General features: G+C 50.3%; 20 protein-coding genes. 10 read left to right on the top strand and 10 right to left on the bottom strand.

Features of this window, described 5'->3' with window-relative positions; translation table 11 throughout:
* The first annotated feature begins 91 nt into the window (after positions 1-91).
* Genes JNC77_RS03410 through JNC77_RS03425 form a run of 4 tightly spaced genes read left to right on the top strand, consistent with a single transcriptional unit; the run spans position 92 to position 3378 of the window.
* Positions 92-1054: an ABC transporter permease gene (locus JNC77_RS03410; protein WP_374829433.1), complete on the top strand. Its 963-nt coding sequence runs from the start codon at positions 92-94 to the stop codon at positions 1052-1054.
* Positions 1051-1854 (top strand): ABC transporter permease, encoded by an 804-nt coding sequence (locus JNC77_RS03415; protein ID WP_374829435.1) that lies wholly within the window; start codon positions 1051-1053, stop codon positions 1852-1854. The genes JNC77_RS03410 and JNC77_RS03415 overlap by 4 nt, the downstream gene beginning before the upstream one ends.
* Positions 1847-2611: an ABC transporter ATP-binding protein gene (locus JNC77_RS03420; RefSeq protein ID WP_374829437.1), complete on the top strand. Its 765-nt coding sequence runs from the start codon at positions 1847-1849 to the stop codon at positions 2609-2611. Before JNC77_RS03415 ends, JNC77_RS03420 begins: the two co-directional genes overlap by 8 nt.
* Positions 2608-3378, top strand: coding sequence for an ABC transporter ATP-binding protein (locus JNC77_RS03425; protein ID WP_374829439.1), 771 nt, complete (start codon positions 2608-2610; stop codon positions 3376-3378). Before JNC77_RS03420 ends, JNC77_RS03425 begins: the two co-directional genes overlap by 4 nt.
* 52 nt (positions 3379-3430) lie before the next feature.
* Here JNC77_RS03425 and proC read toward each other — a convergent pair whose 3' ends face one another.
* Positions 3431-4243: a pyrroline-5-carboxylate reductase gene (gene proC / locus JNC77_RS03430; protein WP_374829441.1), complete on the bottom strand. Its 813-nt coding sequence runs from the start codon at positions 4241-4243 to the stop codon at positions 3431-3433.
* A gap of 259 nt (positions 4244-4502) precedes the next feature.
* Between proC and folD the strand changes: the two genes are divergently transcribed.
* Positions 4503-5402 (top strand): bifunctional methylenetetrahydrofolate dehydrogenase/methenyltetrahydrofolate cyclohydrolase FolD, encoded by a 900-nt coding sequence (gene folD / locus JNC77_RS03435; protein WP_374829443.1) that lies wholly within the window; start codon positions 4503-4505, stop codon positions 5400-5402.
* A gap of 55 nt (positions 5403-5457) precedes the next feature.
* Here the strand turns inward: folD and edd are convergent, their stop codons facing one another.
* The 3 genes from edd to zwf form a co-directional block, all read right to left on the bottom strand.
* A complete protein-coding gene (gene edd, locus JNC77_RS03440; protein WP_374829445.1) occupies positions 5458-7272 on the bottom strand; it encodes a phosphogluconate dehydratase in 1815 nt (604 codons plus the stop codon).
* Positions 7273-7354: 82 nt separating this feature from the next.
* Positions 7355-8053 (bottom strand): 6-phosphogluconolactonase, encoded by a 699-nt coding sequence (gene pgl, locus JNC77_RS03445; RefSeq protein ID WP_374829447.1) that lies wholly within the window; start codon positions 8051-8053, stop codon positions 7355-7357.
* A gap of 21 nt (positions 8054-8074) precedes the next feature.
* Positions 8075-9550, bottom strand: coding sequence for a glucose-6-phosphate dehydrogenase (gene zwf, locus JNC77_RS03450; RefSeq protein WP_374829449.1), 1476 nt, complete (start codon positions 9548-9550; stop codon positions 8075-8077).
* A 299-nt stretch (positions 9551-9849) separates the two neighbouring features.
* Between zwf and JNC77_RS03455 the strand changes: the two genes are divergently transcribed.
* Positions 9850-10599 (top strand): glucose 1-dehydrogenase, encoded by a 750-nt coding sequence (locus JNC77_RS03455; RefSeq protein WP_374829451.1) that lies wholly within the window; start codon positions 9850-9852, stop codon positions 10597-10599.
* On the opposite strand, the gene JNC77_RS03460 is transcribed toward JNC77_RS03455, so the two are convergent.
* From JNC77_RS03460 to aceA, 6 genes are all read right to left on the bottom strand, one after another.
* A complete protein-coding gene (locus JNC77_RS03460) occupies positions 10596-11855 on the bottom strand; it encodes a multidrug efflux MFS transporter (protein WP_374829453.1) in 1260 nt (419 codons plus the stop codon). The two genes, JNC77_RS03455 and JNC77_RS03460, sit on opposite strands and share 4 nt — an antisense overlap.
* Entirely contained in the window at positions 11852-12433 is a 582-nt protein-coding gene (locus JNC77_RS03465; RefSeq protein ID WP_374829455.1) for a cysteine hydrolase family protein, read from the bottom strand. The genes JNC77_RS03460 and JNC77_RS03465 overlap by 4 nt, the downstream gene beginning before the upstream one ends.
* Positions 12434-12450: 17 nt before the next feature.
* Positions 12451-13752 carry an NAD(P)/FAD-dependent oxidoreductase gene (locus tag JNC77_RS03470; RefSeq protein WP_374829457.1) on the bottom strand — a complete coding sequence of 434 codons (1302 nt, stop codon included), beginning with the start codon at positions 13750-13752 and terminating at the stop codon, positions 12451-12453.
* Between the two features lie 154 nt (positions 13753-13906).
* Positions 13907-15340 carry a glutamine synthetase family protein gene (locus JNC77_RS03475; protein ID WP_374829459.1) on the bottom strand — a complete coding sequence of 478 codons (1434 nt, stop codon included), beginning with the start codon at positions 15338-15340 and terminating at the stop codon, positions 13907-13909.
* Between the two features lie 214 nt (positions 15341-15554).
* Positions 15555-15797 carry an SMc00767 family acetate metabolism repressor gene (locus tag JNC77_RS03480; RefSeq protein WP_374829461.1) on the bottom strand — a complete coding sequence of 81 codons (243 nt, stop codon included), beginning with the start codon at positions 15795-15797 and terminating at the stop codon, positions 15555-15557.
* A 21-nt stretch (positions 15798-15818) separates the two neighbouring features.
* On the bottom strand, positions 15819-17108 hold the full coding sequence (gene aceA / locus JNC77_RS03485) for an isocitrate lyase (RefSeq protein ID WP_374829463.1): 1290 nt from the start codon (positions 17106-17108) through the stop codon (positions 15819-15821).
* Between the two features lie 248 nt (positions 17109-17356).
* Between aceA and JNC77_RS03490 the strand changes: the two genes are divergently transcribed.
* The 4 genes from JNC77_RS03490 to JNC77_RS03505 all read left to right on the top strand — a co-directional run bounded on the left by JNC77_RS03490 (position 17357) and on the right by JNC77_RS03505 (position 22345).
* Positions 17357-18772, top strand: a complete 1416-nt coding sequence (locus tag JNC77_RS03490) for a helix-turn-helix domain-containing protein (protein WP_374829465.1) — start codon at positions 17357-17359, stop codon at positions 18770-18772.
* A 223-nt stretch (positions 18773-18995) separates the two neighbouring features.
* Positions 18996-20099 carry a polyamine ABC transporter substrate-binding protein gene (locus tag JNC77_RS03495; RefSeq protein ID WP_374829467.1) on the top strand — a complete coding sequence of 368 codons (1104 nt, stop codon included), beginning with the start codon at positions 18996-18998 and terminating at the stop codon, positions 20097-20099.
* 178 nt (positions 20100-20277) lie between these two features.
* Positions 20278-21423 (top strand): ABC transporter ATP-binding protein, encoded by a 1146-nt coding sequence (locus tag JNC77_RS03500; protein ID WP_374829469.1) that lies wholly within the window; start codon positions 20278-20280, stop codon positions 21421-21423.
* A 13-nt stretch (positions 21424-21436) separates the two neighbouring features.
* On the top strand, positions 21437-22345 hold the full coding sequence (locus JNC77_RS03505) for an ABC transporter permease subunit (RefSeq protein WP_374829471.1): 909 nt from the start codon (positions 21437-21439) through the stop codon (positions 22343-22345).
* Positions 22346-22348: the final 3 nt, after the last annotated feature.

The following is a 22348-nucleotide window of genomic DNA, read 5'->3' on the forward strand; positions in this document are numbered from 1 at the left end:
TGGCAAAATTAAAGGCTGATAGCATTTTGAGAATTGAGCAGGCGTGACATCCAATCAGCCCCTTATACGCTCTCAACGAGTGAGACGCCTGATGAGCCGATTAACCTGCAGCCTTATTGTGCTGCTGGTTGTCGTCATCGGCGCATTTTTGTTGATGGAGGCAGCACCGGGTGATGCGGTGGATGCTTATGCTGTGTCGCTTGGCGGTGACGCGGCGATGATGGATGAATTACGCGCCCAATGGGGCTTGGATCAGTCGCTTTTCAAACGCTTGATCACCTATCTCACCAGTCTGGCGCAGGGCAATCTTGGCTGGTCAGTTGCTTTCTCACGTCCTATTCTCGATATTATTCTGGAGCGTTTGCCCAACACATTTTTGCTGATGGGTGCCTCCACGGCTTTGTCGTTTTTTATCGGCTCACTGCTCGGCATTTATGCCGGAGCGAGACCTGGTAGTTTTCGCGATCGTTTTTTGTCAGCCGCTTCCTTGGCGCTTTATGCGGTTCCGGGTTTTTGGCTGGCTTTAGTGCTGATTATCTACTTCTCAATTACTTTGCGCTGGTTTCCCTCTGGCGGGGTAGAGACCATTGCCTCCGGCAAGCATGGCTTGGCGCGTGGCTTTGATATTTTGCGCCATCTCACTTTGCCGGTTTTGTCGCTGTCGATGATTTATCTGGCGCTTTATTTGCGGGTCATGCGAAGCGCGATGGGGCAGGTCTGGCAGATGGATTTCATCGGGGCATTGCGGGCGCGCGGCATATCCGAGCGCCATATCCTATGGCGGCATGTAGTGCGTAATGCTTTGCTGCCGCTTGTGACCATGCTCGGGCTGCAGGCTGCCACCATGCTGGGCGGTTCGGTGGTGATTGAAAGCGTTTTTGCTATTCCGGGGCTCGGGCGTTTGGCGCAAGAGGCAGTGACAGCCCGCGATACAGCCTTGTTGATGGGTATTATTCTTGTCAGTGCCTTGATGGTTATTATCGTCAATTTTATTATTGATCTTCTTTACTCATGGCTTGATCCGCGCATTAGCAACACCGGAGAAACAGTATGAGCAAAGCTTTCAACCTGTCGATCGAGTTTTGGTTGGGGCTTGGCTTGCTGGCGCTGTTGGTACTGGCAGCTTTGCTGGCACCATTTATCTATCCCGATGATCCACTGCGTATTGCGGCGACATCTTTATTGTCGCCTTTTGAAAATAATAGTTTTCCGCTCGGCACCGACCGCCTTGGCCGTGATGTGCTGGCGCAATTATTTTATGGGGCGCGGACATCTTTGCTGATCGGACTGGCCGCTAGTTTTTCTGCTATCTTGGTCGGCAGTCTGGTGGGCGTTGCCGCCGGTTTTGCCGGTGGTCTGATTGATAATATTTTGATGCGGATTACTGAGGCATTCCAGACAATACCGGGTTTCTTGCTGGCATTGGCGCTGGTCAGTCTTTTTGGTCCCTCCATCGGCATGATCGTGGTGGCGATTACTTTATCGAGCTGGACGCAAGCCGCGCGTTTGGTGCGCGGTCAGGTTTTATCGCTTCGAGAACGTGATTTTGTCGCCAGCGCGAAAGTGATCGGCATGCATCCGGTGGAAATTGCCTGCAAACAAATTCTGCCTCATGCGCTGGCACCGGTTTTTGCTCTCGCACCTGTCATTGTGGCAGGGGCAATTTTGACCGAAGCGGCATTGTCTTTTTTAGGTTTGGGAGATCCTAACCGCGTGACATGGGGCGCGATGATTTCAGAAGGACGCACCGTCTTGCGCTCGGCGCCATTCCTTTCCATCGTTCCGGGTGTTGCGCTGGTATTGACCGTTATCGGCGTTTATCTGACAGGCGAAGGTTTCAAGCGTGATGCGTAATCTGACTGAAATCAACAATCTGTCGGTGCGTTATGGTGATGTTCATGCGCTGCAAAATATCACGCTTGATATTAGGACAGGCGAAAAGCTGGCAATTATCGGCGAGAGTGGCTCCGGCAAAAGCACATTGGCTCTGGGCTTGGCCGGCCTTTTGCCGTCAAGTAGTATCATGAGCGGAAGTGTTGATTGGTTCGGCTTTGAAGGCCGCCCAAAAGCAGGACGCGATATCGGCTTTATCTTTCAAAATCCATCTGCCAGTTTTGATCCGGTGATGACTATCGGCAATCAACTGGCAGAAGTGATTATCACCCATCATGGGCTGGCCAAAAACCAAGCGCTGTCTCATGCCGCAGACCTCATCGACCGTGTGCAGATACCGGAGCCGAAAGCTGCATTGAACCGCTATCCGCATCAGTTGTCGGGCGGCCAAAAACAACGCGTCGCCATTGCTGCGGCCATTGCCGGAAACCCCAAATTGCTGATTGCCGATGAGGCGACTAGTGCATTGGATACGATTGTGCAAGGTGAGATTGTCGCACTTCTCGATGGCTTGGTCACAGAGACAAAGATGACTTTGCTTTTCATCACCCATGATATTGCGCTGGCCTCGCAATTTGCTGATCGATTGGCTGTTTTCAACCATGCACATTTGGTTGAAAGTGGCGCAACCCGCCAAGTGATCAATCATCCGCAGGATGACTACACCAAGATGTTGATTGCCCATTGCCTGACACTGGATGACGGGAAAGCTGAATGACGGGTAATGTGATCTTGCAGGCTGAAGGGCTGAAATTTACCTTTCCCAATGCGACAAAGCCGGTATTAAACAATGTTGATCTGACAATTACGCAAGGTAAAACACTGGCATTGGTTGGTCGTTCGGGCAGTGGAAAGTCAACATTGGCACGGCTTTTGTTGCGCTTGGCCAAGCCACAGACAGGCTCAATTACCTTTAACAATATTGATTGGCTGGCATTGCAAGGCAAGGCTTTGCGCCATGCGCGGGCAAAAATGCAGATGGTGTTTCAAGACCCGTTAGCGGCTTTTAATCCGTATGCGCATGTCGGCACTTTGCTGGAAGAGCCATTGCGTATCCATGATATTGTGCCGGTTGATGAGCGCAAAGCGCTGATCGCGCAATTGCTGGAGCGTGTGGCGCTTGATCCGGCGATTGCCTCAAGGCGGGTGGATGAAGTGTCGGGCGGGCAGCGTCAGCGCATTGCCATTGCCCGTGCAATTGCGACAAAACCTGATCTCATAGTGCTGGATGAAGCAGTGGCTTCGCTTGATGTATCGGTGCGCGCCCATATTTTGGATTTGCTGCAAGAAATTCAGGCGCAAGACCAAACCTCGTATCTCTTCATCACCCATGATCTGGCGGTGGCTAAGAAAATAGCCCACCACATTGCCGTGATTGACGATGGCACGGTTGTTGAACGCGGGCGGGCAGACGAAATTCTTGAGCACCCGCGAGCGGCCATTACCAAAGCATTGATTGCCGCATCACCGCGATTGAAACGCTAAAGCATGTCTCCGAAAAGTGGGTGCCGGTATGAGTAAATGCGACACACTCTAATTAGCCGCGGCCTAACTCTTCCGAGCGTAAGCGTGCCGCATCCACGGCTTTGTTGATGATGTCTTGCATGTCACCCGCCATTAAAACATCCAATGCTGCGGCCGTGGTGCCGTTCGGGCTGGTGACTTGACGGCGCAGTTCTGCCGGATCTTCGTTTGATGCAGCTGCCAAAGCACCGGCACCGGCAATGGTCTGCATGGCAAGCAGGCTGGCGGTTTCACGCGGTAAACCGGCCTTCACGCCAGCTTCTGTTAAGGCTTCGATGAAATAAAACACATAGGCTGGGCCTGAACCGGAAACGGCGGTGACGGCATCCATCTGCGTTTCATCGTCAATATTTGCAACTGCTCCGCTGGTTCCAAGCAGGGCTTTGACAAATTCAGCCTGTGCGGCATTCACATTTTTATTTGCAAAAGTCACCATCATGCCCTGACCAATGGCGGCAGGGGTGTTCGGCATACAGCGTATGATCGCTGTACCGTCACCTAAAATCTTTTCAAATTGTGCAACCGGAATACCGGCAGCAACGCTTAAAAAAGCAGATTTTTGCGCGAAACGCTGATAGGCAGGCAGAACGTTAGGCATCACCTGCGGCTTAACCGCCAAAATGATGAAGGCGGGGTCGAAATCCGCGCTTAAACCATTTGCGTCAGCCATCACATGAACGCCAAGGCTTTGGGCTTTCTGGCGCAATATTTCAGCTGGCTCAATGACATAAATATCATCAGCCTTTAATGCATCTTGGTTGATCCAGCCTTTCAGCATGGCAAAACCCATATTCCCGCAACCAACCAGCATAACCTTGAGATTCATGATCATTATTTCCGCACTACAAAAACAAGCCTCACTTTGACGCTATGGCGGGAGCGGGTCAAGAGTGTGCTTGGGCAGCGTGTAGCTTTCTTGTCGACTGTTTAAGAATGGGGAGTTGTTATTTTCGGGCTTCCGGCGTATGGCAAATACTTAATCAATCGAGAGTGGAATCGTCATGTCCTGTCGCCTTATGCGTTCAGGCCTTTTTCTATTCTTAAATCTAAGATCACAAGACCAAGCCGTGAACGGAGTTTCGGATATGGCAAAACTGATCGATGGCAAGTTGCTTGCTGAGGATGTAATTTCAACTGTCAAAAGTGAAACGGAAAAGCTGGTCGCTTCGACCAAGGTAACACCGGGTATCGCTGTTGTCATCGTTGGCGAAGATCCGGCCTCTCAGGTCTATGTGGCCTCCAAGGGACGCAAAGCTAAGGAATGTGGTTTTCATTCCGTGCAGCACACATTGGAAGAAACAGCTACCGAGCAGGAATTGCTGGCTCTGATTGATGAGCTCAACAATGATCCTGCCATTCACGGTATTCTGGTGCAGCTGCCATTGCCGAAACATATCAATGAAAGTCTGGTCATTCAGGCAATCAATCCGGACAAAGATGTTGATGGTTTCCATTACATCAATGTCGGCAAGCTCGGCGCGGGTGACGCGGCCTCTGCATTTGTACCATGCACGCCTGCTGGCGCGATGATCATGATCGAGCGCCAGCATGGCCGCGATCTTTCCGGGCTGACTGCCGTGGTTATCGGCCGCTCAAATATTGTGGGCAAGCCGATGTTCAATCTGCTTTTAAGCGCCAATGCGACCGTAACCGTTGCCCATAGCCGCACCAAAAATCTGGAAGAACTGGCACGCAGCGCCGATATTCTCGTCGCTGCTGTTGGTCGCCCAAAAATGGTCAAAGGAGATTGGGTCAAACCTGGTGCGACTGTGATTGATGTGGGCATCAACCGTATTGATGCGCCGGAAAAGGGTGAGGGCAAAACCCGCCTTGTTGGTGATGTGGATTTTGACAGCGCTTCAGCCGTGGCCGGTGCGATCACGCCTGTTCCGGGTGGTGTGGGGCCAATGACGATTGCAATGTTGATGGCCAACACGCTGGTTGCTGCCTGCCGTGCAGCCAATATGCCTGCACCTAAATTCTAAGTTATAAGTTAAAAAAAGGCGGCTTATGGTTTTTCATAAGCCGCCTTTTTATTTGTCAGAAGACGCTGGCACCCAGATCCGCACGTCCGGCAATATTGCGGAAGGCGGTGAACAATTCGCGTCCCATGCCAAATTGATTGGCGGATAAATCCGGCGTATTGATGCTGCGAAGATTAAGCTGATCACCTGCCACCAACACATCCAATGTGCCGGTTTGTGCATCAAGACGGATGATATCACCATTTTCAATCTTGCCGATGATGCCACCATCAAGCGCTTCCGGCGTGACATGAATGGCGGAAGGCACTTTGCCTGATGCGCCCGACAACCGGCCATCAGTGACAAGCGCCACGCGTTGGCCGCGATCTTGCAAAATGCCCAGCACCGTCATCAAGCGGTGTAATTCCGGCATACCATTGGCTTTGGGGCCTTGATAACGCACCACGGCAATAAAATCGCCGGTCAATTCACCCGCTTTGAAAGCTTCCTGCATATCTTCCTGATCGTGGAAAACCTTTGCTGGCGCTTCGATAATATGACGATCAGCTTTTACGGCCGAGATTTTGATAATCGCATGGCCGAGATTGCCGCTCAGCACTTTGAGGCCGCCATTAGGCTGAAAACCCTGATCGGCTTTGGCCAGAATTTTAGCATCACCACTTAATATTGGCGCTGCATCGCGCACCACTTGGCCATGATCGCCAAGCTTTGGCTCGATGGTATAATCACGCAAACCTTCGCCCCAGACGGTGCGAACATCTTCATGAAGCAGGCCTGCATCCAGCAATTCGCGGATCATGAAACCCATGCCGCCAGCAGCATGGAAGTGGTTCACATCGGCCAAACCATTTGGATAGACACGCGCCAGCAATGGCACGAGATCGGAAATGTCGGAAATATCCTGCCATGTCAGCTTGATGCCCGCCGCAGCCGCCATCGCAATCAGATGGATGGTGTGGTTGGTGGAGCCGCCGGTGGCGTTCAAGCCGACAACACCATTGACGAAAGCGCGTTCATCCAGCATTTCGCCAACTGGCGTGTAATTATTACCGCAAGCGGTGATTGCCAATGCCCGTTTGGTGGCTTCTTTCGTCAAAGCATCGCGCAGGGGCGTACCCGGATTGATGAAGCTAGCACCTGGAATATGCAGCCCCATGATTTCCATCAGCATCTGGTTGGAATTGGCTGTGCCGTAAAAAGTGCAGGTACCGGGGCCATGATAGGATTTTGATTCGGATTCGAGAAGTTCTGCGCGTCCCACTTTACCTTCAGCATAAAGCTGGCGGGTTTTGGCTTTTTCATCATTGGAAAGGCCGGAAGTCATTGGCCCTGCTGGCACAAAAACCGCAGGCAAATGGCCAAATGACAAAGCACCGATCACCAGACCCGGCACGATCTTGTCGCAAACGCCCAAATAAATGGCCGCATCAAACATATCATGCGAGAGGCCAACGGCGGTTGCCATCGCAATCACATCGCGTGAAAAGAGCGATAATTCCATACCGGCAAAACCTTGGGTGACGCCGTCACACATGGCAGGCACGCCGCCTGCCACCTGCGCCACACCACCAGCTTCCCGTGCTGCCTGTTTAATCAGCGCCGGATAGGTTTCAAAAGGTTGATGCGCCGAAAGCATATCATTATAGGCGGTGATGATGCCTAAGTTTGGCACGATATCAGCAGCAAGTGCTGCCTTGTCGGAAGGGCCACAGGCGGCAAAACCGTGGGCAAGATTGGCGCAGCCCAATGCGCCGCGTTTAGGAGATTTTGAGGCTGCAGCCCGCATATGATCAAGATAAGTTTCGCGGGTCGGCTTGGAGCGCTCCACAATGCGGCTGGTGATCTCTAACAGTGTTTTATGGGCGTTCATCAATACCTCCTCGTCCGTCGCCCGTGTTGGCTAACGGGGACAGTTAAAAATGCCGGCCATAACTGTTAGAGACTGGAGGGCGCTATGGCGCCCAGTACAGCTGAACCGGTGTTTTGGCGTGTTGGAAAACAGCGCGAACCGGCTTTTTCATTGAATCTTCGCAGGCCAGCGCTTCGTCCAGTACGGTTAGTTTGTCTTTGCCTTCAATGTGCATCACCAACATTCCGGCTTCGACCAGCAATGGCAGTGTCAATGTCAGGCGGCGCTCTCCCGCACCTTCTGCCTGCATCGGAACCACCAATGCTTTTTCATTCGGATCAAGTGCCTGATCCAACCGGTCACCACCGGGGAAGAATGAAGCCGTATGCGCATCAAGCCCCATACCTAAAACCACCACGTCAAACGGACGCGGCAATGCACTGATACGGTTTGCCGCAGCAATGCCTGCCGTTTCGGCAGTGGCAGCAGGGTTATAAAGGCCGATGAACTTGGCAACACCTGCCTGATTGTTGAGCAGATTGTCCCGCACCAGCTTCTCGTTTGAGCGCTCGTGATCCGGGCTGATAAACCGCTCGTCAACCAGTGTGATGGTGACCAGATTCCAGTCAATATTCTTGCGGGAAAGAATTTCAAACAGACGCTTTGGCGTGGTGCCGCCTGAAACGGCAAGCACAGAATGGCCGCGTGCCTGAATAGCCTCGTCAAGCTTTTCAGCTATAGCAGTTGCCAGCGCCTCCGCCAGATCAGAACTATTGCTGAAATCGTGCCGTTCGATGCTCATTTCTTTCCCTTTACATTAACGTTACAAACTGTCGTGCCATGTGCGGCCGTCACGTTCGATCAAAGCGATCGAAGCACTCGGGCCCCACGTTCCTGCGGTATAACCTTGTACCTGCTGGCCGCTATTGTTCCATCCTTGAAGGATAGGATCAACCCACCGCCATGCCGCTTCTACCTCATCACGGCGCATAAACAAAGTTTGATTACCACGTACGACGTCAGTTAGCAGACGTTCATATGCATCGGGGTTACGTTCGTTGAAAGATGCTGCAAAACTCATATCCAATGGCACATGGCGCAAACGCATGCCGCCCGGGCCCGGATCCTTGATCATCAGCCATTGTTTGACACCTTCATCCGGCTGCAAACGAATAACCAACTGGTTGGCCACGACGCGTCCGGCCTCGTCACCAAAAATTGAATGCGGGATCTGTTTGAAGGTCACCACTATTTCCGAAACACGTGCTGCCAGCCTTTTGCCCGTGCGCATATAGAAAGGCACACCTGCCCACCGCCAGTTTTTAATCTCTGCTTTAATGGCGACAAAAGTTTCAGCATTACTGCTTTGCGCACCCAGATCATCGAGATAGCCTTTAACAGGGCCACCAGCCGATGCACCGGCGCGATATTGACCACGCACGGTCATTTCTTCGCAATTGGCCTCGGTAATCGGGGCAAGCGAGCGCAAAACCTTGACCTTTTCATCATGAACGGCGGTTGCATCCATCGATGATGGCGGCTCCATCGCCACAAGGCACAACAGCTGCAACATGTGGTTTTGTACCATGTCGCGCAAAGCGCCAGCGGTGTCATAATAGCCCGCACGTCCCTCAAGGCCGACAGTTTCAGCGACCGTGATCTGGACGTGATCAATATGGGCGGAATTCCACAATGGCTCATAAAGCGCATTGGCAAAACGCAGCGCCATCAAGTTCTGGACGGTTTCTTTGCCCAAATAATGGTCGATACGGAAAATCTGATCTTCGCGAAACACGCTGCCAATGGTGTCATTGAGCACTTGGGCAGAAGCCAGATCACGACCGATCGGCTTTTCAACAATGATACGGGTTTCATCGGTGATCAGGCCGGTTGTTTTGATACGGTTGGCAATATCACCAAAAAGACTTGGGCTCACAGCTAGATAAAAGGCACGCAACGTGGCTGGTGCTTCATCAATAAATGCTTTCAGCTCCTGCCAGCCATTATCCGATTTGGCATCAACGGTGACATAGCTGAGGCGTGCAATGAAGCTGTCCAGAATTTGTGGCTCGACTTCCTCGGGCTTCACATGTTCTTCAATTGCTTTGCGGGCAAACGCGCGATATTCCTCATCATTCATTTCAGAGCGGGAAGCGCCGATAATACGTGTCGGGTCGCTTAATTGTCCGGCGCGTTCGCGCTGATACAAGGCGGGAAGCAATTTGCGTTCCGCCAGATCGCCGGAACCGCCAAAGACGACACAGTCAAACGGGTCCACCGGAATTATCTGGCTAGTCATGGTCGCTCTCTTCCATCATTTGTTCTGACAGTGATTATCACGATTTAACACCTGCATGCATAATATTAAATCGATTTAAATTCAACTGTCCAATTGTCAGGTTGCATGAATTTATAGTGCGCTTTGATGTCAGTCTTGTCAAAACTACCACTGAGACTCTCATTAAAAATGACAGGCATTTGCTTCTTGTTCATCGCTGTGGTTCATCTTTAAGCCATAGAGACGAATATAGATGTTGTTAAGTGATTTGCCCGCATAATCGGGCAGAATTTTTATATCAGGCATCAAGGAGAAAATTTATGCAACGGTTAGCTGGAAAAGTCGCAATCATTACCGGCGCAGGTTCAGGCTTTGGTGCTGCAATGGCCAAGCGTTTTTCACAAGAAGGTGCTCGGATTGTTTTGGTGGATTTGAACGCCAAACATATTGAAGATCAGTTGGATGATTTATCTGACGAGGCAATCGCGGTGCGTGGAGATGTCTCGCGCAAAGACAGTGTCGCAGATATTATGCAGACCGCTTATGACCGCTTTGGCCATATTGATATTATGGTCAATAATGCCGGTTTTACCCATCGCAATCAGCCATTGACGGAAGTCAGCGAAGACAATTTTGATCTGATCAGCGCCGTCAATATGAAGTCGGTTTATTATTCGACCCTTGCACTTGCACCTTTGATGGAGCAGCAAGGGGGAGGTGTGATCATCAATATGGCATCTGCCACAGGGCGTCACCCGCGCAAAGGCTTGGCATGGTATAGTGCCTCTAAGGGTTGGGTTATCAGCGCCACCAAAGCATTGGCATTGGAATTGGCGGAAAAGAAAATCCGTGTGAACTGCATTTGTCCGGTGGAAAGCGATAGTGGTGCATTGCCATTATTCTTGTCTGAAGACACGGCAGAAGCACGTGAACAACTGGTCGACACAATTCCGATGGGACGTTTGTCGACGCCAACAGATGTGGCCAATGCCGCTTTGTGGCTGGCATCCGATGAAGCAGCTTTCATCACCGGTGCTGCCATTGATGTGGATGGCGGCTACAGTATTTAAGCCTGATTTTGTTTGTTTCGGGCAAAAATATGCCAGTTATAAAAAGCACCTGCCGCCATCATCAGGCAGGTGCCTAAAAACACCGCCCGCATGCCGAAATGGCCGCCAATGAAGCCGCCGGATAAGGGGCCGATCACCTGTCCGGCATATTGTGCTGAAGTGGAAAGCCCCAGAATGCCGCCGGAAACCGCATGGGGTACATTATGCCGGATCACACTGGTGATGCAGGGCAGCAAACCGCCAAGCGAAAGCCCCATCAGAAAACGTAAACTGATCAGCTGCCAACTTTGTGTGACAAAAGCCTGCGGGATAAGCAGCAGTGCAGAAACTGCAAGCGCTGCAATAATCACTCTTGTGTGACCGATACGGTCGGCAATTTTACCTAGTTTTGATGCTGATAAAATACTGCCCAAAGCGGCCGCTGCCATGACAACACCTGAAACCATTGTCAGCGATTTCTGGTCGTCCAGCAATTGGGCTACATAAACCGTGATAATCGGTTCCACCGACATATTGGCAACCATCAGCAAAGTGCCGGTAATCAACATGGCGATGATCGGTCGTTTGTCGGGAATTTGTTTCCATGCACTTTGTGATGCTTGAGTTGCATTACTTGCTTTTGGGTTTTGCGGCTTTTTTTCTTCACGAATGAAAAAGCTTGTCGCCAGAAATGTGAAGAAAATAACCCCGCCAGCCAACCAGAATGTGGCGCGGATGCCGATAATTGGTGGCAAAGCACCGCCGATCAACGGGCCAACCAAGTTGCCCGCCATAATGCCGGAGGACAAAACACCAAGTGCCCAAGCGGTGCGGTCTTTCGGGGTTTGGGTGGCAACTAAAATGGTGGAGCCCGAGGCATAACCACCTGCAAGCCCTGCAAATAAACGAAGCGCCACTAATTGCCAGACATTGGTGGCCATGCCGATCAGCGACATCGCAACGGCCATGCCAAGCGAGGCGCGTACCAACATGAGCTTGCGGCCATAGCGGTCGGCCATACGTCCCCAAAGAGGGGCAACGAGTGCGGCGGCAAAGAAAGTTGCCCCATAGGCAATGCCCGACCATTGCACGATTTGCGCGTGATCTTCGATCCCCAATTGCTCGACATAAAGCGGCAAGAAAGGCAAAAGCAGCGTCATCGCCACAATCGTTGTAAATGAGCCAAAGAAGCTCACCAGCAGATTTTGTCGCCAATATTGGTCTGTTTCACGATTCAAATCTGAACCTGCATTTTGATCTGACGGGCTATTTGTCATGATGCCATGTAGCGTGACAGGCTGGCTGTATCCGCAATCGTACAAAATTCATCATGGAGATTGGCAAGTGACATAGCCTGAATGGCATCAGCTTTATGCACTGTGCCGTCCGGTCCTGTCCGGTCGAAAGTCCACGTCGCATCATGGACGAGATATGTGTCGAAGCCTAAATTTCCGGCCATGCGCGTCGTGGTTTCGACGCAATGATTGGTGGTGGCGCCACAGATAATGACACTTTCAATGCCTGCTTGCCGTAAACGATCCTCCAGATCGGTGCCGATAAAAGAACTGTTCACCTGTTTGACAATCACCGGTTCACCGGCTTGCTCCAAAGCACATTCTATGGGTTGAAAACCGCTATTTTTACGGTTGAAGCGTGAGTTTTCCGCATCATTGCGATGTCGGATATGAAAAATAGCTGCATTTTTTGCTCTGAAAACACTGAGCAATCGGGAAATATTATCTTCCGCTGAATGATTATTGCGTTGACTGCCGGAGGCCGCCATTTCACTGAAGGCTTGCTGCACATCAATAATAATCAAAGCGGATTTATCTTTGTTGAAATTCAATGCTGACATTTTTATTTTCTTTAAATTTAGATACGATCCATCAATGCAAACCACGACAGCGCTAGAAATAAAAGTGGCGCGCGGAAGCGACGGCCACCCGGGAATGCCGGAATATGCAAGTCTTGTAGCAATTGCAGTCTTTCGCCTTTGCCGGCAAGTTTTTCAGCGTAAAGCTGCCCCATCAAATTGGCAAGCATCACACCATGACCGGAATAACCACCGGCTGAAATGACATTGGGCATCACTTCGCGCACAAACGGCTGGCGCGGCATGGTAATGCCAACCGAGCCGCCCCACGAATGGGTGATTTCAATATCGGCCAATTGCGGATAAATTTCTGCAATCTGGCGGCGAATATGCTTGCTGATTTCGCGCGGATTATCTGCCGTATAGGCTTCACGCCCACCAAATAACAGACGGCCATCTTGGGTGAGACGGAAATAACGCACCACAAAGCGCGAATCATCTACTGCTTCACCGCCCTGCAAAACGCAGTATTTTTTGTCCAGCGGCACAGTTGCGCCCATGAAAGAGCGGATCGGCATCACATGCGCAGCACTGACAGGTTCAAGCAAACCGCCATGCGCATTGACCGCCAGTAAACAATGATTAGCGGTGATGGTGCCGTTGTCAGTGGTAACGGTTACACGTCCGTTCTGACTTTCCAGTTTGGTGGCTTTGGTATTTTCAAAAAGCGAAGCACCCGCCTGAGATGCTGCTTTGGCCATGCCGACCAATAATTTCAGCGGGTGGATATGACCGGTTCCGCTATCATAGGTGCCGCCATAATAACGTGTTGAACCAAGCTTGTCGGCGGCTTCCTGCGCATCTATCATCCGTATATGTGGATAATTGTAGCGTGTCTGCATCAGCTCCACATGGCGTTGATATTGCTTCAGATAACGTTTTTTATGCGCTACCGACATCTGGCCGGACGCATACTCGATGTCGATATTATGTTGATCGCAGATGCTTTTAATCAGCGGCTTGCTGTCTTCAGCCAGATCAAACAGGGCTTTGGCACGGGTGAAGCCGTATTCTTTTTCAAGTTCTTCTGCCCATGATCGCTGTCCGGTGCCAAATTGGCCGCCATTGCGCCCCGATGCGCCGTCACCAAAACGGGCGGCATCAATGAGCACAACATCGACACCGCTTTGAGCCAAATGATAGGCTGCAGAAAGTCCCGTATAACCGCCGCCGATAATAACGACATCTGCTTGTCTTGAACCATCAAGAGCAGGGTAGCTCGGCCTCGTTGAAACACTCGCCTCATACCATGATACACCAGGCGAAATCGGGCTTTGATAGATTGGGTTTTGCTGCAACATACGGGTTGTCCCGTTAGAGTGTTATCGTATCAAATATAAATCTGACGTGTGAAGCAGAGCGGAAGAAGGCCAGAGAGGGTAATCAAAATCGGATATTTATCCATGAAAACCTCTCTGACTTTATATTTTTTATATATGGGGTAGTGGTGGCCTTTTAAACGTTGAGAAGCAGATATTCACGCTCCCACGGACTGATGACTTCCATGAAAGTTTCAAATTCTGCACGTTTAATGGCGGCATAAGTGGTGACGAAAGATTCACCTAAGAACTTTTGCAGTTCTTTGTCATTTTCAAACAATTCCACCGCTTCAATCAAGCCGCGTGGCAGTTCAATTTCATTGCGGTTCACCGATGTTGCAACCGGTTCATCCGGCTTGATCCCATTAATGATACCGATCAGGCCGCAAGCCAGTGAGGCTGCCAACGCCAGATAAGGATTGGCATCAGAGGACGGAATGCGATTTTCCACACGGCGGCTGCCAGGCTCCGAGCGCGGAACACGGAAAGCGGTGGTGCGGTTGTCATAACCCCATTTGACGTTGACGGGCGCAGAAGCATCCGGTGTCAGACGGCGATAAGAGTTCACATAAGGCGCAAACATCACCAGTGCATTGGGCACATGTTTTTGCATACCGCCGATGAAATGCAGGAAGTGATCGCTTTCGCTGCCATCTTCATTGCTGAAAATATTGCGGCCGGTTTTCTTATCGACAATCGACTGATGGATATGCATGGCCGAACCCGGCTGGCCTTGTATCGGCTTGGCCATAAAGGTTGCATACATATCATGTTTGAGCGCGGCTTCACGGATTGTGCGCTTGAACATGAACACCTGATCGGCAAGCTCAACCGGATCACCGTGACGCAGGTTGATCTCCAGCTGTGCTGCTCCTTCTTCGTGGATCAGCGTGTCAATTTCCAAGCCTTGGGCTTCGGAGAAATGGTAAATATCATCGATCAACTCGTCAAACTCGTTGACGCCGGCGATTGAATAACCTTGTCCGCCACCAATGGCACGGCCTGAGCGCCCGACAGGCGGGGTCAGCGGATAATCAGGATCAGGGTTTTTCTTGACCAGATAAAATTCAATTTCCGGCGCAACGACTGGTTTGAGGCCGCGCTTGTGATAGGCGGCAACCACACTGCGCAGCACATTGCGCGGCGTATATTCAACATTCTTGCCGTTTTGATTAACCAGATCGCAGATGACTTGTGCAGTCGGATCGGATTCCCAAGGGACAACGCAAAGCGTCGATAAATCCGGCACTAATTTTAAATCGCCGTCATTCTCCGGATAGGCAAAGCCGTGACCGTCTTCAGGATAATCGCCTGAAATTGTCGTCATGAAAACTGCGGAAGGCAGCGCCAAAGATGTATTGGATGTAAATTTTTTCGACGGCATCATTTTGCCACGCGCAACACCGGCCTGATCCGGAGTGATACATTCAATATCTTCAATATCGCGCCATTCCAGCCATTCGGAAACTTGCTTCCAGTTTTTAACGCCGCGCAAGGATTTGACATGTGGCGGAGTGCGGCGTCTGGTTGTGGGCTTAGTAATTTTTTTCTCAGGTGTATCGGCAGACATTAATCACCAAAATATGAACTATAGAGCCGCATGATAGCCCTATCGCTTGAGATTTACAAATAGGGAAATGGCGATACAAATATGAATATTTTTTGACGCTAAAAAACAAAAAGTAAAAGAAAAACTCCGGCAACCGCAGCCGCCGGAGCAATAATTGTATGACCGAAACATTCAAAACAGTATCAAAGTGTATTCAATACGTTTCAGGCTTTGATCAGGCAGATTTGGAAACGATAACAGGGATGAGGAGATCGCCCCAGTTGCCGTCTCCGCCGTGATGGCGGGCTGAGCGGATCAGCTCCACCGAAACACCGGCATCAACCGCTTTCATCACCGCATAATTGAGGCGATGTAAGTCATTGGCCAGCATGCGGATAACTGTTTGCTGGTCACTATTCATCGAAGAGGATTGTTCCTCGGCTCTTTCTTTAACGCGGGCAGGTGAAGCGGTTGACATTTTTATTCCCCTTTTAAAAAATTATTCAGCTGCGGGCAGAAATTGTGCATGTTCGGTGGATTCACCCATGGCGGTGGTCGAAGACTGGCCGCCAGTGATTGCCATGGATACGGCATCGAAATATCCGGTGCCGACTTCGCGCTGGTGCTTGGTCGCTGTATATCCGCGTGTTTCGGCTGCAAATTCAGCTTCCTGCAATTCGGAATAAGCGGCCATCTGGCGCTCTTTATAGCCTTTGGCCAGTTCAAACATGCCGTAATTGAGCTGGTGGAAACCGGCGAGCGTGATGAACTGGAATTTATAACCCATTGCACCCAATTCACGCTGGAATTTGGCAATTGTCGCATCGTCCAGATTGGCTTTCCAGTTGAACGACGGCGAGCAGTTATAAGCCAAAAGCTTGCCCGGATGCGCTTTATGAACGCCTTCGGCAAATTTGCGTGCTTGCTCCAGATCAGGTTTTGATGTTTCACACCAGATCAGATCACAATGCGGAGCATAGGCGACCGCACGGGCAATACATGGTTCCAAGCCGTTTTTGACATGATAGAAGCCTTCAACGGTGCGGCCCTTGTCATAATCAACAAATGGCTGGTCGCGCTCGTCAATATCCGAGGTCAAAAGCTTGGCGGCTTCTGCATCCGTTCGTGCAATCACCAAAGTTGGTGTGCCCATCACATCAGCTGCAAGACGTGCTGCATTAAGATTGCGGATATGTGCCGCTGTTGGAATGAGAACCTTGCCGCCCAAATGGCCGCATTTTTTCTCGGATGCCAGCTGGTCTTCAAAGTGAACACCGGCCGCACCCGCCTCAATGAAAGCCTTCATGATTTCAAACGCATTAAGCGGGCCACCAAAACCTGCTTCTGCATCGGCAACAATCGGCGCAAACCATGTATCGACTGAAAGGCCGTTGCCTTCGGCCGTTTCAATCTGGTCGGCGCGCTGCAAGGTTTTGTTGATGCGCTTGGCTAGCTCCGGTGCGGCATTGGCCGGATAGAGCGACTGATCCGGATACATGGCGGAAGCCGTATTGGCATCGGCGGCAACCTGCCAGCCGGAAAGATAAATGGCCTGCAAGCCAGCGCGAACCATCTGCATGGCCTGATTGCCGGAAAGCGCACCCAGTGCATTGACGAAATTTTCTTCGTGGATGAGTTTCCAGAGACGATTGGCACCATTTTCGGCCAGCGAATATTTGATTTCTACAGAGCCGCGAAGACGCTTTATGTCTTCGGCACTATGTGCGCGCTGGATCCCTTCAAAACGACCTTTTGGGGCGGATGGGATAAGGTTGTAAAAATCAGTCATTTCTTGTCTCCTCACATGAATGAACTTTTGTAAGACCAAAACAAAATTACTTGGCCGTCTGTTACTTTTTTTACAATTCGCTGACTTGAACAGCTAGAAAAATCATGTTTTTAGCCAAATAATTGAAGTAACTCTGTCAAAACCTTGACTGGGAGTAGATGTAAATTTGTAAAAATTGTCATGAGTTTTTTTGTTTCACAATTTTGTAAAAACGTGTCAATCTCGAGTTTCAATCGATGGGGGAGTTGATGAGCGAGCGTAAGATTTTTGCCGGACCAAGGATCCGCCGCATCCGCAACGAGCGTGAACTGACGCAGACCGCAATGGCGGAAGCGCTCGGTATTTCGCCGTCTTATCTCAATTTGATCGAGCGCAATCAGCGCCCTTTGACGGTGCAGCTTTTACTTAAACTTACATCGGTTTATCAACTCGATATCAATCAGTTGCAGGGCGAAAGCGGCACTGCGGTTTCGGCATTAAAGGAAGTGTTTTCCGATCCGTTGTTAAGCGGCGAATTACCCGGCGATCAGGAATTGATTGAAATCGGCGAAGCGGCACCCAATGCCGCACTTGGGGTGATCAAACTTTATCGCGCTTATAAAGAGCAGCGCCAGCGTTTGTCGGATTTGTCGGATATGCTGGTCAAAGATGGCCGCCCGACAGCATTGACGGCAACGCGTCTGCCTTTTGATGAAGTGCAGGATGTGTTGGCGCGCCATCCTTATTATTATGCATCGTTGGAAGAAGAGGCGGATGCTTTTTTGAAATTATTGAATGCGGGTGACGATCTGCAAGCCAGTTTAAAAAACTGGCTGCGGACGGAGCATGGCATTACGGTACGCACGCTACCTGTTGCAACCATGCCGGATTGGCGCCGCCGTTATGATCGTCATTCGCAGCGTTTGTTTATTTCCGAGCGTTTGCCGCTGACAGATCAGTTGCAGGAAATTGCTTGCGCCGCAGTGATGTTGCGCATGCAGGTGGCAATTACTGCGGCTACAGAAGCACTGAAACTGACATCGCGTGAGGCACGGCGTATTGTCACCCAAGAGCTGGCGCTTTATGCAGCGCGTGCGCTGATGATGCCTTATCGCAATTTTCGTGAAGCTGCACAACGCGTGCATTATGATATTGATGTGTTGGCTGCACGTTTTCGGGTGTCATTTCAGCAAGCCGCTAACCGGCTGGTAAGTCTGCAAAAAACAGGCGCATCGGTGCAGCCGTTTTTCCTGATGGAAATCGATCATGCCGGCAATATTTTTCGCGCAGTCGGGGCGCAGGGTTTTCCGCATTCAGCCTTTGGCGGGCAATGTCCCAAACTAGGGCTTTATGCAAGCTTTGCCCATCATGGGCAGGTGCTGGTGGATGTGGCGGAAATGTCCGATCAAAGCCGATATCTGACCATCAGTCGCACGGTTGAAGGCATGCAGGCGGGCTATGAGGAAAGACCGCGTCGCACTGCCCTAATGTTGGGTGTTTCTATGCCTGAGGGAGAGGGAGTGATCTATCGCCGCGGCGTGCCGTCAGACAGGGTTTTACAAGTCGGAAAAGCCTGTCGTTTATGTGAGCGGCAGGGCTGTATTGCACGTGCCGAACCCCCACTGACAAGGCCCTTGGCGCTGGATGAATCTGTCTCCGGATTGTCGGCTTTCGACTTCCAGTAAAGAAACAAAAAATGCTGCGATGGATATTCTTGCGGCAAAAATATCAATCAGCGGATTATTTTGCTTTTCTGCCCCCAATTTCTTGTGGCGAAAGGGCGTATTTTGCCCTTTGTGCGGAAGCTTCCTGTTGACGAAAGCTTCGTTATCTAAAAAGGTAGCCGAGAGAAATAATCTCGTTGTCTTTAACCTGCATAGTACAACAATATGCAGACTGGAGTGCCTTATGAGACTGAAGCCTTTTCTTCTGACAGTTGGTGCGTTATCCGGGCTTGTAATGGCAGCTGCTCTGCCGGCTATGGCGCAGGAAAAAGTCGTCAATATCTACAATTGGTCGGATTATATTGACGATTCAATCCTGAGAGATTTTACCAAGGAAACAGGAATTAAAGTCGTTTACGACGTTTACGATTCCAACGAAATTCTGGAAACAAAACTGCTGGCGGGTGGGAGCGGATATGATCTCGTGGTGCCGTCTGGCGAGTTTCTTGGGCGTCAGATTCCAGCCGGTGTTTTCCTGAAACTGAATAAGGAAAAACTGCCGAATTTGAAGAATATGTGGGACGATATTTCCGAGCGCGCGTTGGTTTACGATCCGGGCAACGAATATTCGGTCAACTATATGTGGGGCACCACCGGCATTGGCTATAATAAGGCCAAGGTTAAAGAAATTTTAGGCACCGACACGATCGACTCGTGGGATGTGCTGTTTGATCCGGAAAAATCGGCAAAATTTAAAGATTGCGGTATTTATTTGCTGGATTCCGCCAGTGAAATGCTGCGTCCGGCACTGAATTATCTGGGTCTTGATCCAAATTCACCCAATCAGGCCGATTTGGAAAAAGCGCAGGAACTCTATTTGAGCATTCGCCCGAATATCCGCAAATTCCATTCCTCTGAATATATCAATGCGCTCGCTAATGGCGATATCTGCATGGCTGTCGGTTATTCGGGTGATGTGTTCCAAGCGCGTGACCGTGCAGCAGAAGCAGGCCAAGGCGTAGAAATCGGCTATTCGATCCCGAAAGAAGGCGCTTTGATCTGGTTTGACCAGATGGCCATTCCGGCCGATGCCAAACATGTCGATGAAGCTTTTGCCTTTATGGATTACATGATGCGTCCGGAAGTTATCGCCAAGGCATCGGATTATGTTTTCTATGCCAATGGCAATAAAGCATCACAGGAATTTTTGGATAAGGAACTTTTGGAGGATCCGGAAGTTTACCCCAATGAAGATGTGATGAAAAAGCTGTTTGTGCCCACACCCTATGACGCAAAAACGCAGCGTTTTGTGACACGCGCCTGGACAAAAATCGTCACCGGCCAGTAACGAAATCAAAGAGAAAGCGCCCCGTCAAAAACGGGGCGGTTTTTTTAAATCCTGTGTTCAGCTTCAACTGTCACATTTATTTAAAAGATCAGTACCTTAACGGATGCTTGCAGCCATCAGGCAAACCTATGGCAGTTTAAACCTTCCAAACCGTTGAACCGGATATATGGTGAAGAATATGGAATCTTTTGGCAGCTTTCGCCGTAAATTTGCGCCGTGGAGTGATCCGGCAGCAAAGCCGTTTATTTCGTTTGAAAATGTGACGAAGAAATTTGCAGATACCACTGTGGTGGACGATCTGTCGTTGAATATTTTTCACCGCGAATTTTTTGCACTTTTGGGCGCTTCCGGTTCGGGTAAGTCCACTTTGCTGCGCATGCTGGCGGGCTTTGAAGAACCAACTTCCGGCCGCATCAAGCTGGATGGGCAGGATCTGACCGGCATTCCGCCTTATAAGCGCCCCGTCAATATGATGTTCCAGTCCTATGCTTTGTTTCCGCATATGAGCGTTGAGGCCAATATTGCTTTTGGCCTGAAACAAGACGGTATGGCGAAATCAGAGATTGATGACCGTGTGGCAGAAATGCTGAAACTGGTGAAGCTGGAAAAATTTGCCAAGCGCAAACCGCATCAATTATCGGGTGGCCAGCGCCAGCGTGTTGCCTTGGCGCGTGCTGTTGCCAAACGTCCGAAAGTGCTGCTGTTGGATGAGCCATTGGGCGCATTGGACAAAAAACTGCGCGAGCAGACCCAGTTCGAGCTGATGGATTTGCAGTATAAATTGGGGCTGACATTTATCATTGTCACCCACGATCAGGAAGAAGCCATGACGATGGCTGACCGGATTGCGATTATGGATTCAGGCCAGATCATGCAGGTGGCAACACCGGCGGAAGTCTATGAAGCGCCGAAATCGAAATTCATCGCCGACTTTATCGGCAATGTGAACCTGATTGAAGGGGAAGTGGTAAAATCTGCCAATGGTATGGCAGAGATTGCAGCCATTAATTTGAATACGACCATTGCAACGGAAACCCGCGAGACCCTGACTGCCGGTCAAAAAGTGTGGTATGCAGTGCGACCGGAAAAAACCCGTATTGAGCGTGAGAAACCACAGGATGCATCCATCAATGCGGTTGAAGGCGAATTATGGGACATTGCTTATTTCGGCGATATGACTGTTTTCCATGTGCGGTTGGATAATGGCTTTACGATGAAGGCTTCCAGTCTCAATGCGGTGCGTAAAACCGATGATCCGTTTGCTTTTGATGATCGTGTATGGGTATCTTTTGACACCGATGCCGGTCTGGTGTTGACCGCCTGAGGAGGGTGATCCGATGCAAAAACTGATCACAGGTCTCACCAGCCGTCTGGTTATTGCAGTGCCCTATTTATGGCTGCTGGTGCTGTTTCTGGTGCCGTTCTTTATTGTTTTTAAAATTTCGCTCTCGCAGGTAGCGATGGCCATTCCCGCCTATGCGCCCGCTTTTAATTTCACCGACAGTCTGGCTGAAATCTGGGCAAAGGTGAAAGAACTTTCCTTCGATAATTACTTCTGGCTGATAGAAGATGCGCTTTATTATAAAGCCTATCTTTCGAGCCTTAAGATTGCGCTGATTTCCACAGCGCTGACATTGCTGATCGGTTACCCGATGGCTTATGGCATTGCGCGGGCACCGCTCAATTATCGGCCAGTCTTGCTGATGCTGGTGATCCTGCCGTTCTGGACATCTTTTTTGATCCGCGTTTATGCATGGATTGCGATTTTGAAACCGGAAGGTCTGCTCAATCAGTTTTTGATGTGGTTAAATATCATTGATACACCATTGACCATTCTGAACACGGATACCGCGATCTATATCGGTATTGTCTATTCCTATCTGCCTTTCATGGTATTGCCGCTTTATGCCGCTTTGGAAAGGCTGGACTATTCCTTGATTGAGGCCGCACAAGATTTGGGTTGTCCGCCATTGGCGGCTTTCTGGAAGATTACTTTTCCATTGTCTTTATCAGGCGTGGCTGCCGGTTGTTTCCTCGTCTTTATTCCTGCAATGGGCGAGTTTGTTATTCCCGATCTCTTGGGCGGTTCGCAAACGCTGATGATTGGTAAAACCATCTGGAGCGAGTTTTTCTCTAACCGTGACTGGCCGGTTGCGTCGGCGGTTGCCGTGGTCTTGCTGCTTATTCTGATTGTACCAATTGTGGTATTCCAGAAAGTGCAGGCACGGGCGCAGGAAAAGGGCTGATAA

The sequence above is a fragment of the Paenochrobactrum pullorum genome (genome assembly GCF_041929845.1).
GTDB classification, from domain to species: Bacteria; Pseudomonadota; Alphaproteobacteria; order Rhizobiales; family Rhizobiaceae; genus Paenochrobactrum; species Paenochrobactrum pullorum.